Here is an 11,686-nt window from a genome sequence, read left to right on the forward strand (position 1 = left end):
GGGCAATACCAGTCCATGTCACCATTCACTCCATCTCTTCGCAAAGACGGATGAATCACAACAGGCTGGTATTGTTCAAAAACTTTCGGATCGGGCTCTGATGGCCACCTGAAAGAGATCGAGAATATCTTCGAGTGCGAAGATTCCATGAAGATTCATCCTAGCAGCTTCCGATAGTTTTGGAATGGCACGTTCGAAGATTGCCAGATTGATTTCCTCATTCAATCGGGAGGGATAGAGAATACCGTCAGGTTTGGCAGGATGGTTATGGAGTGCGAGTGACCATTGGCGCGCGGGACGCTGGTCCGACCCGCCGACTACATCGCTGGGAATGCCCATCCTTAAGGGATTGTCGCTCCGCAGATCGACAACCCGCAAATCAGTGACCACCACGATCTCTGCATAATCACGGTCGGTGATTTCCTGCTCGGCGAGCAGAAGCTCTCCGATTACGCCATCACGACTGTCGCGCAGGATGGCTTCCACGAAACAAACCTTCAGGGTGCTGCCGACATAAAGAACCCCAAACCGCTCAGGTGGCGGCAGATCCCTAGGATCGCTGAACCGGCTCTCGTTCTTGCCGAAACCCAGAGTGTCCGAAAACCGCCGCAACAGAATGCGCCCATAACGGGTACCGGCTGGTACTGTTGTCATAGCGAGGTCAGCTTGGTCGAAGTTGCTGGGGGGTAGGCTTGCGGACGACATTTACGCGAAGGTGCCCTCGGCGATACTGGCCGCGACCGAGAGGACGCGTTTATCTTCTCCTTTCTCCAAGGCCGCGATTGCAGTCCGTCCTTCGAGTTCAGGGTGCTTCTGGGTAAGGAACCGGTAAATGGTCCACGGACTGTCGCCAAGCGCGGTAAACAGGTTCGGGATGATAGTGAACGGACGACCGTCGCGATCGAGTTGCCAGGTCGGGTAACGATAACCGCGCGTCGGGCCTTCGAGGCCGATCAACTGGCGAGCGTGCCGACGGGCATTCACCGTGACACGGGTTGTTCCCATGCGCCGCGCCAGTTCTTCCGCCGTCACCATATCCTCACGGGCAAGAATGCTGGCGGCCAGCGCCTTGCCACGCGCCTTCGCGCGCGCCAGACCGCTACCGGACGTGCGCTCCGCCGCTTGCGTGCCTGCAATGTCCTGATTCTCTGGAGGATGCACAATCCGAACTGTACCTTCGGGCGTGACTTCGACTGAAAAGCGGACGCCACGTCCTGTTTTCCGGGTCTCCGCCAGCGCGTGGCCGAGATTTTCGATCACAGAGCGTGCTGTTCCCACCTGTCTGGCGACAGATGTCAGCGCAGTGCGTCCGACAGGAATAGAAACGGGTTGCACGCCGCGTGCGCTGAGAACCACAGCGCCGCTACGCGTTTTCGCCGCAAGACGGCGCGATTTTGTGGTGAAAGAGGATGCAGTTGCTCTGGGCATGGCGTATCTCCTGCCGTATACTCCTCATTTTCGATAAATCTGTCAAGTCCGATAAGTTCGTAAAGGTATGGCATTTAATGTCATGCTTTCATGACCTGTTAGCAGCCTGTCAGTTGTCCAGAATTTCCAGGGCTGGAAGATTCTTCACAATCTTCATGGTTTCCAGGCTGATCGTGATGACACGCAGGAACAGGTCCAGCGGATAGCGGGGGTCGTTCATGGTTTCGATGGCCCAGTTATTGGCATCATTGACGATACCGCTGGCCTTGTCGGTCTTCACGCATTGACGTTCCACGACCCAGTCGAGGGCAGGCTTGCCGTTCACCACGTAGTCGTAGGCTTCCAGAGGGATACCTGTGATAGTGATGCGGTCATTGTAATGCAGGATGGTTTTGTTCTTGCCCTTGCCATATTTCATCTGTGTCACCCGATAGTTGTCGGGTGACAGTGATCCTTTACCGTAGTCAATCTCCACGCCTTCATAGATGTGTTGGCTATCAAAATTTACGTGCATTTCGCCCAACCTGCGACCAGCATCCGAGAAGGCTTTGAAGGCTTCATATGTCTTCATGCGGGGAATGCGGGGCAGTTCCTTTCGCAAGGTATCCGCGTAGCGTTCCCGATATTCGGGCGAATGCAGAAGGCCATAGACATAATAGAACAAGTCTGCCTTGCTGATTTCCTTGCCCGGATAGGCATCCTGAAAGTGCTTCAATCCCTCATCTGTGATGGCTTCGCGTCGTACAAGACGTGGTTGAGAAGGTGTCTGTTCAAATAGACTGCCTTGGGAAGTGTTCATTGGCTGTCCTCCGTTTCGTAAAGAAACATCGGAAAGCATTGGCCTCCGTGTAGAAGGTGCAGGTCCGGAGTGCAGGATATCATCATTGTTGAGAAAGGCCGGTCTTCTCCCGGACTGGCTATGCAAATAACAAGATTCTTCTCTTGTACTTCTGCTGTTGACCGAGTATAATTGTCCTGTCCTGTCCTGTCCTGTCCTGTCCTACTTCTTCATATAAATATTCAGAAAAGCATTGTGTTCCACCATCACTTTGCAAATCTGGGACAGACTTGCTCATGAGTGCAAACTGACTGTCATCATTCTGGCGTTGCTTAATCATAATCACTCTATTATCCGCCTTAGCGCTAGGAAACAGTCGAGGCATCTGGTAAATCATGTCGTTAATCTGCCGGTCAAAGTACATCCACTGACAGAAAAATGGCCGGTAAACCGATTTTACGACATGCTCAGGGTTAAATAATGCTGGCTTATCTCGGGTAAAATCCTGAAGCAGTGAACGATTCCAGCTTATCTTTCGTGGATCACTATCGACAAAATTTTTGGCCTTTTCTAATCGTTCTTTTGAAGATGCATCAGGGTATTCATTCTGAAATCGTTCTCGTTCCGAATTATACACATCAATCATGGACCGCATATCTTCGGTTAATACTTGATGGGATGAATTGTAGCACCATGCGTCACGGGCTGTTGCAACGCCACGGGAAAACAGACTGAACAGCACAGGTCCCGCATCCTTATCCTTGCTCCCAATGGCAATAAATTTTCCAAAGCTGTCATCCCGTTGCCGTAGCCAGTCGCCATGTTCATCCGGCGTGATTGTCTGCCACAGGTCTTCGCCAGTCAGGCCATTGATGCTGGCCAGTTCCTGAATACGTTTCAGCTTCTGCTCACGGGTCAGATAATCCCCAATATCGTGGAACAGAATACGACCCTGTTCCTTTGCATTTGGATTCTTGACCATGAGGGAAATGGCAATCGGCGCCCGGCTTCCAGCATCGAATATCTTTCCACCTTCTTTGCGAGATGTTTCCCCTGATGTACGCTGGTTCCCCCGCAGATGAAACACATGGATGGAGGAAAATTCTTCGGCCAGACACTGACGCAAACCATTTGCCGTATTGGCATCCAGAAAGCCTGCGTTGGTCACGAAACCGATGACGCCACAATCCCCAATGCGGTCAGATGACCAGCGGATGGCGCGGATATAGCTGTCATACAGGGCGCGCTTGTTCGTGGCGCTGGACCGTTCCGCATAGGTCTTCGCAATCCGTGTATCCAGGGTGGGATAGGTCACATTCTGGTTGTTGTCGTTTCCGCTTTCCTGCCCGACCGAGTAAGGCGGGTTCCCCATGATGACACGGATATCCAGCTTTTTCTGTTTGCGGATGCGCCGATTGTTATCTTCCAGGGTTGAACTCACCAGATCATGCGGTTCGTTCAGCCTGAAGGTGTCCGTCAGGCAGATACCCTCGAAGGGTTCATATGTCCCGTCCATCAGATCGGAGAACGAGGCCTCGATATTGATGGAAGCGATATAATAAGCCAGCAGGACGATTTCGTTAGCGTGCAGTTCCTGTCGGTATTTATGGAGCATCTGCTCCTTCGTAATCAGCCCGCTCTGCAATAACCGAGTGATGAATGTGCCAGTGCCCGTAAAGGGGTCCATGATATGGACACCCTTGCTCCCGAGGGTCTGACCGAACTCGTTTTCCAGCACGTCATTGATGGAACGGATGATGAAATCCACCACCTCAATAGGCGTGTAGACAATACCCAGGCGGTCCTTCAGGCGTGGGAAGGCTTTCTGAAAAAAACCGTCATACAGTTCCTTAATGACCTTCTGGCGGCCGTAGGAGGTATCAATCCCCGAAGCCCGTTCACGGACGCTGGTATAGAATGCCTCCAGCCTGTCGGTTTCTTTGTGCAGGCTATGCCTGTCCAGCGCATCCAGAACTGTCTGCATGGCTCTGGACATAGGGTTGTCGCCAATGAAGCTATGGCCGGAGAACAGGGCTTCGAACACGGGGCGGGTGATGAGATGTTGCGCCAGCATCTCGATGACTTCGTCCTCGCTGATGCTGTCGTTCAGTTCCGTCCGCAGGTCTGACGTGAATTCCTTGAACGAGGTCCGGGCTTCCACGTTGTTGGGATTCTCCAGAATGGTTTTGATGCGGGTGATGTGGGTCTGAGCAATTTGGGCAATATCGTCGGCCCAGTCTTCCCAGTGATGGCGGTTGCCGACCTTCTTGACGATTTTGGCATAGATAGCCCGTTCGATTTCCCCGACTTCAAATTGCAGGGTTTCCTGCCTGTCGTCGTCAGGGAATGAAGCCTTCTTTCCAATTTTGTAGGACGAATGGGCTTTCTTGGCTGTGCCTGTTGTCAGGGCCTTTGTCTTGGCCGTGATCTTCTTCGTGACTGCGATGACTTCCATGCGGGATGTGTCAGGTCTGGCCTGAAGATCCATCTTGTTGACCATGTGATCAAAACGGTCATCGTGAGAACGCAGGGCCTGAAGCACCTGCCAGACCACCTGATAGGTCTTGTTGTTATCCAGAGCCTGGTCTGGCTCAACCCCAGCCGGGATAACTACGGGCAGTACGACATAGCCGCGCTTCTTACCAGGTGCGACCCGCATCACACGGCCTACGGACTGGACCACATCCACCTGTGAATTCCTGGGGGTCAGGAACAGGACTGCATCCAGCGCCGGCACGTCCACCCCTTCCGACAAGCAACGGACATTGGACAGAACCCGACATATGCCTTCCGGGGTCTCGTCCTTCAGCCAGGCGAGTTTGCCTTCCTTTTCGCTGGCGTTCATCCCGCCATCGACGTGTTCGGCTTCGCAGATCAGACGGGCTTCAGGTTCAATGCCTTCCTGTTCCTGATATTCCTCCACGACCTGCTGGAACATATCGGCAATCTGGATGGAACTGACCTTGGGTGTTCTGCCCTTGTAGTCAGGAGAAATGACCTGGCAGAAGGCGACGGCCCGCTTCATCGGTTCGGGGACAGTTGTCCCTTCACGAGGCAATCCGCCCGTCGCCAGCGCCTTCCAGCATCCGACAATTTTGGAGGCATCGGAGACGGTCAGCCCGTTATCGGGATCATCCAAGAGCTTCTGGACGCTACGGCTGACGGTTCCTTCGTCAACGGCCAGCACGATGACCTTGTAGTCCACCAGCAGTTTGCGCCGAACGGCCTCGGAGAAGGTGATGACATGGAACTCAGGCCCGTAGATGGCCACATTGTTCATGCCATAGACAGTGGCTCCTTCCTTTTCGGCCTTTTCCTGCGCCACATCGCCGTAAATACGCGGGGTGGCAGTCATGTAGAGGCGGTGACTGCCAGCCAGATAATCCTGGTTATGGACGCGGACGAAGGCGCTATCATTTTCCTCCCCCCCGAAAGTGACCCCTGTTGTCCTGTGCGCTTCATCGCAGACGATCAGATCGAACTCGGGGAGGTCATGCTCCTTCTGGGCACGGCTGATGACATCGATGGAATGATAGGTCGCGAACACGACCGTCATATGCGCGTCGTCATGCCGTTTGGCATGTTCGGTCGCCAGACGGCCGGGACTGGTGGTTGCCGGGTAGCGGATTTCGTGGATGTTGACCTTAATCTCGTCGTCGTTCTTCGCCTTCTTTTTCCCCACGTCACTGTCGGAACAGACCGCGAAGCTGTGGAGCGGAACCTGGCTTTCCTGGGTCCATTCGGTCAGGGTCTGGGACAGCAGGGAGAGGCTGGGGACGAGAAACAGGACACGACCACCGGCACCGACCTGCTGTTCCGCGATTTTCAGGCTGGTGAAAGTCTTGCCCGTCCCGCAGGCCATGATCAGACGGCCACGGTCATGGCACTTGAAGCCTGCCAGAACCCGGCGGATAGCGGTTTCCTGATGCTCGCGGGCTTTCTTCTGCGCCCGCAGGATAGGCGCAATCTTGGGCTGATATTGCGACCAGTCAATCAGGCTGGTTTCCAGGTCATACAGATCAATCTTGCTGACGGGCGGATGCTGGTCCGCAAGCGATGCCTCGGCATTGTCGGTCCAGTGGTTGGTCGTGGCGACAATGATACGTCGGGCAAAATGCTTTTTTCCCGAGGCGGTGAAAAAGCTGTCGATATCCTGTTTGCTAATACGATGGGACGAGGCATAAAATTTACATTGGATAGCATGGTATTCGCCGGTTCCCCGCGTTCTGGCGACCAGATCGATACCCGTGTCTTTCGCGACATAGCCTTCTTCGGTTGCCCAGTCCTTGTATGTCCATACCTGGTCATACAGGTCCGCGTAGCTCGGCTCTGTCCGCAGATAGCAGACAATCAGTTCCTCGAAGTAGGTCCCTTTCTCGCGCTCTGTGACGGATAGATTTCTATAGGTATCAAGCAGTTGGGAAAGCGCGGACATAATCTGGCAAGCCTTTGGACGGTCTGAAAATCACGTCTGGCCAGATTAACCTTTGCCACAGGGATGGGGAATAGGGCCTATTGACGAGAGGTTTTTCCAGACTGACGTGGACATGATTCAACGCTGGTCTTTGCAGAAATCTATGGATGAATGGCGCCCACCTCCCGATTGGCAACAGTGGTTAGGAAGCCGAACAGGTCATCCGTCGTCTCGCCATCGGACAGTTTCCGCACTGACGTCCATTGGCACCAGATCCCTGCAAAAAAAGCCAGAGGCTCCCCATCGCTGCGGGCAAACCAGACGGGCCTACTAGTCCCATCCGGCAGGCGCTCCGGTTCAGAAAAAGACGTGAGCGGCACCAGGCAGCGATGCGCCACACCTTCCCAGCGCTTCCACCAGGTCGAGGTGGGATTGCGGATATTGGTCACACCCCGATCGACCCTGTGGCCTTTCAGGTAGCCCGGCGGGGTCGGCATGCCCCAGCGTGCCATGACCAGTTCCCGCCCATCCGGCGCGTTCCGCACGATGGGCGCCATGGTGTTGGGCCAGATCTCGGGCAGGGGCCGGAGATTGCCGGTGCGGTCGGTCATGACCCGGGCCGCCTCCCGGATCGCCTGCTGGCTGCCGGTCATCGCATAGAGGTTGCACATCACGCCGTCCTTTCGCGAGTCCGGATATGGGTGTCCTGCCGGGCAGTATCCACCCTGCAGGAAGGGGATGGCCGGACTGTTCCTGATAAACCCCTCCAATCCAGACAGTTTTCATCGAGCCTGGACCGTGTGACAGGCCTGTGCCCGCGTCCGGATCACGGCCGCTTTTCCAGAATGGGTTGACATTCGTCACTGTACCAGAACAAATAACGAACACAATCGCTGATTCCGTGTCAGAAACACCCGAATGGACTGTCCACCCCTATGCCCGCACCCGAACCCCGTCCCGCGCTGGAGGCGCTAAGAGCACAGGTCAGTCGCCTCGAAGGCCAGGGCCGGCGCAGACGGGGCGTGCTACCCTTCGGTGTGCCCGAGATTGACGGTCGCCTGCCGGATGGTGGCCTGGCGCTGGGCGCGCTGCATGAGGTGGCAGGCGGCGGCCATGACGCCCTGAATGCAGCGGCATCCGGGCTGTTTTCTGCCGGGATCGCAGCCCGGACACGCGGAAAGGTGCTGTGGATCGCCACCCGTCAGGACCTGTATGCCCCGGCACTGCAGCAGGTCGGCCTGTCGGCGCGACGGACCATCTATGTCGCGGCCAGTTCGGACGTCGATGTCCTGGCCTGTTTCGAGGAAGCATTGCGCCATCAGGGGCTGGGCGCGGTTGTCGCCGAGGTCGCCCGCCTGTCCATGACAGCGTCACGCCGCCTGCAGCTGGCGGCCGAGACATCCGGTGCGCTGGGCATCGCCATACGGCGCTGACGGCGACAGACGGATGCGGCCGATTTTGGCCAGCCCACGGCTTCGGTTACGCGGTGGCGCGTCTCGGTCCTCCCATCCGTGCCGCTGCCAGTGCCCGGCGTCGGCCGGTCCCGCTGGCTGCTCGAACTGATCCGTGCCCGCGCGGGCGAATGCGCCGATTTCGAAGTGGAGGCCTGTGATGCCAAAGGGAGACTGGCACCGTGTCGTCTCGCTCTACCTGCCGCTCTGGCCGACAGACCGGCTCAGGAAGCGGCTGGGCGGCGACGCGCCCGCGCCTGACTGCCCATTGGTGCTGGCCGGACGGGAAGGGCGGCGACGGGTCGTGCTGTCGGTCGATCTCGCCGCCCGTAGGCTGGGTCTTCGCCCCGGCACGCCTGTCGCGAAAGCGCAGGCGCTTCATCCCGATCTGCTCATCATGGACGCCGACCCGGACGGTGACCGGGCTGGACTGGAGCGGCTGGCGCTGTGGTTCCAGCACCGCATCGCTCCCATCGTGGCCCCCGATCCGCCAGACGGCATCGTGCTGGATACGACCGGTGCCGATCACCTGCATGGGGGCGAGGCCGTCATGCTGGAGAACATGGTCACCCGCCTGAAGGAGTCCGGGATCACGACCCGGGCAGCCATTGCCGATACATGGGGTGCGGCCCATGCGCTGGCGCGCTATGGCCGGGGACGCATTACCCTCGTGCCGCCCGGTGAGACGGCGGCAGCGATCACTGATCTGCCCATCGAAGCCCTGCGCCTGCCAGCGGACATCATCGATGGCCTCCATGGGCTGGGCGTGTCACGCATCGGCCCGCTGGCCGGCATGCCACGCGCGCCGCTGGCCCTGCGCTTCGGTCCGGATGTCGCCCGCAGGCTGGACCAGGCTTTCGGACGGCAGGCGGAAGCCATTGTCCCGGTCCGGCTGCAGGCACCGGTGCAGGTCAGCCGGAGCTTTGCCGAACAGATCAGCGCCGCCGAGACCATAGCCCGCTACATCACCAAACTCGTACCGCCCCTGTGCGCCGGGCTGGAGGAACGCGAGCAGGGTGTGCGCCGCCTCGACCTGCTGCTGCACCGTGTGGACAGCCGCACCGAGGCCGTCCGTGTGTCCACGGCCATGCCGGTGCGGGATGTCAGACGCCTGACCCGTCTGCTCTGTGACAGGATCGAGACCATCGATCCGGGCTTCGGAATCGAGCGCATGGTGCTGACCGCGTCGCTGGCCGAGCCGATCCTCCACCGCCAGGGTGTCTCCACCCTGATCGAGGAGGAAGAAGCAGACGTCTCCGACCTGATCGATACCCTGGCCAACCGCGTCGGCACACAGGCCCTGTATCGCTTCGCCCCGGTGGAAAGCGACGTGCCAGAGCGAGCCGTCTGCCGCGTGCCCGCCCTTGCAGCCGAGGATGGAAAGGAGTGGCCGGATCACTGGCCACGCCCCACCCGCCTGCTGCCCCGTCCCGAGCCGATCCAGACCATGGCGGTGCTGCCCGACCATCCACCGGTCTTCTTCATCTGGCGCGGCATCCGCCGCCGGATCAGGTGCGCCGATGGCCCCGAGCGGGTCTTTGGCGAATGGTGGAAAGGGGATACCGAACTGACCACCGTGCGGGACTATTTCCGGGTGGAAGACACCAGCGGGGAAACATTCTGGGTTTACCGGACCGGGGATGGCGAACATGGTGAAACGGGTTCGCAGGGCTGGTTCCTGCACGGTTTCTTTGAATGAGCATGCCATACGCCGAACTGCAGGTGACGACGTATTTCTCGTTCCTGCGCGGCGCATCCTCACCGATTGAACTGTTCGAGCAGGCGAAGGCCCTTGGCATTGAAGCGCTGGGCATCTGCGACCGCAATTCCCTGGCGGGCATGGTGCAGGCCCATGTCGCGGCCAAAGAGACCGGCATCCGCCTGGTCGTGGGCTGCCGTCTCGACCTCGCCGATTTTGCGCCCGTGCTGGTCTACCCGACGGATCGGGCCGCCTATGGTCGCCTGTGCCGGCTGCTCACCCTTGGCAAGGCCCGGGCCGGGAAGGGGCAATGCCATCTGCTCTGGGAAGATCTGGTAGCATGGGGCGACGGGCTCCTTGTGATCCTGCTTCCGGATACGGCGAATGATGCCTGTGCCCTGCAGCTTCGCAAGCTGAAGGACGCCTTTGCCGACCGGGCCTATATGGCACTGACCCTGCGGCGCCGGCCCAATGACCAGATGCGGCTGTATGAACTGGCGAACCTGGCCCATCAGGCGCGGGTGCCAGCGGTCGCGACCAATGACGTGCTGTTCCACACCCATGACCGGCGCATCCTGCAGGATGTGGTGACCTGCATCCGCAACCACACCACCATCGACGAGGCCGGGTTTGCCCGTGAACGCCATGCGGACCGCTACCTCAAGCCGCCCGCGGAAATGGCGCGGCTGTTCAGCCGCTATCCCGAAGCGGTAGCCCGGACCATGGATATTGTGGAGCGCTGCCGCTTCAGCCTTGATGACCTGGCCTACCAGTATCCCGATGAGGTCTCCGTCCCCGGCCAGACGCCGCAGCAGGCGCTCGAAGCCCTGACCTGGAAAGGGGCGGCAGCGGCCTATCCCGAAGGCATTCCGCCCGAGGTCAGGAAAACCCTCGACCATGAACTCGCCCTGATCGGGCGCATGGACTATGCACCGTATTTCCTCACCGTCCACAGCATCGTCCGTTACGCCCGCTCACAGGACATCCTGTGCCAGGGGCGGGGATCGGCGGCCAATTCCGCTGTCTGCTACGTGCTGGGGATTACCGCCATCGATCCGGCACGGACGTCGCTGCTCTTCGAGCGGTTCGTCTCCGAAGAGCGCCGCGAGCCGCCCGATATCGATGTGGATTTCGAACACGCGCGCCGGGAGCAGATAATCCAGTGGATTTATGGTCATTATGGCCGTAACCATGCGGCCCTTACCGCCGTGGTGACGCGTTATCGTGCGAAAGGGGCGTTGCGTGATGTCGGCAAGGTCATGGGCCTGCCCGAAGACCTGATCCGCACCCTGTCCGGCCAGATCTGGGGCTGGGGGCGCAAGCTGGATGAGGGCGCGCTGGATGAAACAGGGATCGATATGTCCGACCGGCGCATCCGGCTGACGCTGGATCTGGCGCGCTGCCTGATTGGCGTGCCGCGCCACCTGTCGCAGCATCCCGGCGGGTTTGTCCTGACCCATGACCGGCTGGATGAGCTGGTGCCGATCGAACCGGCGGCCATGGACGCTCGCCAGATCATCGAATGGGACAAGGACGATATCGATGTCCTGAAATTCATGAAGGTCGATGTGCTGGCCCTTGGCATGCTGACCTGCATGAAGAAAGGGCTGGACCTTCTGGCCGAACACAAGGGGCAGCGTTACACGCTGCAGACCATCCCGGCCGAGGACCCACGCACCTACGCCATGATCCGGAAGGCCGACACGATCGGGGTGTTCCAGATCGAGAGTAGGGCGCAGATGTCCATGCTGCCGCGTCTCAGGCCCCGGGTGTTCTATGATCTGGTGATCGAGGTGGCCATCGTCCGGCCCGGTCCCATCCAGATGGGGTGGACGGCCTCCATGCGACATCAATGTGCCATGATGAGGTCGGAAGACCATTCAGAGGAGACCGCCCGGATGAAAGTTACCATAATC

At 58.6% G+C, this 11,686-nt stretch carries 7 protein-coding genes and 2 pseudogenes; 3 read left to right on the top strand and 6 right to left on the bottom strand.

The features are described from left to right. Window positions 1-75: 75 nt before the first annotated feature. From CFR72_RS15160 to CFR72_RS15175, 6 genes and pseudogenes are all read right to left on the bottom strand, one after another. A complete protein-coding gene (locus CFR72_RS15160; RefSeq protein WP_244182329.1) occupies window positions 76-654 on the bottom strand; it encodes an RES family NAD+ phosphorylase in 579 nt (192 codons plus the stop codon). A 51-nt stretch (window positions 655-705) separates the two neighbouring features. After that, entirely contained in the window at window positions 706-1,260 is a 555-nt protein-coding gene (locus CFR72_RS15165; protein WP_041247921.1) for a hypothetical protein, read from the bottom strand. Between the two features lie 277 nt (window positions 1,261-1,537). Next, window positions 1,538-2,227, bottom strand: a complete 690-nt coding sequence (locus CFR72_RS17685; RefSeq protein ID WP_167400156.1) for a type ISP restriction/modification enzyme — start codon at window positions 2,225-2,227, stop codon at window positions 1,538-1,540. Further along, window positions 2,224-2,355 carry a type ISP restriction/modification enzyme gene (locus CFR72_RS18475; protein ID WP_167400158.1) on the bottom strand — a complete coding sequence of 44 codons (132 nt, stop codon included), beginning with the start codon at window positions 2,353-2,355 and terminating at the stop codon, window positions 2,224-2,226. The genes CFR72_RS17685 and CFR72_RS18475 overlap by 4 nt, the downstream gene beginning before the upstream one ends. After that, window positions 2,346-6,641, bottom strand: a complete 4,296-nt coding sequence (locus CFR72_RS15170; RefSeq protein WP_167400418.1) for a DEAD/DEAH box helicase — start codon at window positions 6,639-6,641, stop codon at window positions 2,346-2,348. Before CFR72_RS15170 ends, CFR72_RS18475 begins: the two co-directional genes overlap by 10 nt. 143 nt (window positions 6,642-6,784) lie before the next feature. Next, window positions 6,785-7,291 (bottom strand): annotated as a pseudogene (locus tag CFR72_RS15175) (SOS response-associated peptidase); the annotation flags it as partial. A 264-nt stretch (window positions 7,292-7,555) separates the two neighbouring features. On the opposite strand from CFR72_RS15175, the pseudogene CFR72_RS15180 reads away from it, so the two are divergent. The 3 genes and pseudogenes from CFR72_RS15180 to CFR72_RS15190 all read left to right on the top strand — a co-directional run. After that, window positions 7,556-8,332: pseudogene (locus CFR72_RS15180) on the top strand (ImuA family protein). Next, the gene (locus tag CFR72_RS15185; protein WP_279629174.1) at window positions 8,232-9,770 is read left to right on the top strand and encodes a Y-family DNA polymerase; all 1,539 of its coding nucleotides are present in this window, start codon (window positions 8,232-8,234) and stop codon (window positions 9,768-9,770) included. The pseudogene CFR72_RS15180 and the gene CFR72_RS15185 overlap by 101 nt, the downstream one beginning before the upstream one ends. Then, on the top strand, window positions 9,767-11,686 hold a 1,920-nt coding region (locus tag CFR72_RS15190), incomplete at its 3' end, for a PHP domain-containing protein (protein WP_244182330.1). The genes CFR72_RS15185 and CFR72_RS15190, both read left to right, overlap by 4 nt.

The sequence above is a fragment of the Gluconacetobacter entanii genome (assembly GCF_003206495.1).
Lineage (GTDB): Bacteria > Pseudomonadota > Alphaproteobacteria > Acetobacterales > Acetobacteraceae > Novacetimonas > Novacetimonas entanii.

Excerpts from the sequence above, each read along its gene's own strand:
- CFR72_RS15160 (WP_244182329.1), bottom strand. The coding sequence starts at position 654 with ATGACAACAGTACCAGCCGGTACCCGTTATGGGCGCATTCTGTTGCGG.
- CFR72_RS17685 (WP_167400156.1), bottom strand. The coding sequence starts at position 2,227 with ATGAACACTTCCCAAGGCAGTCTATTTGAACAGACACCTTCTCAACCA.
- CFR72_RS15170 (WP_167400418.1), bottom strand. The coding sequence starts at position 6,641 with ATGTCCGCGCTTTCCCAACTGCTTGATACCTATAGAAATCTATCCGTC.
- CFR72_RS15185 (WP_279629174.1), top strand. The coding sequence starts at position 8,232 with ATGCCAAAGGGAGACTGGCACCGTGTCGTCTCGCTCTACCTGCCGCTC.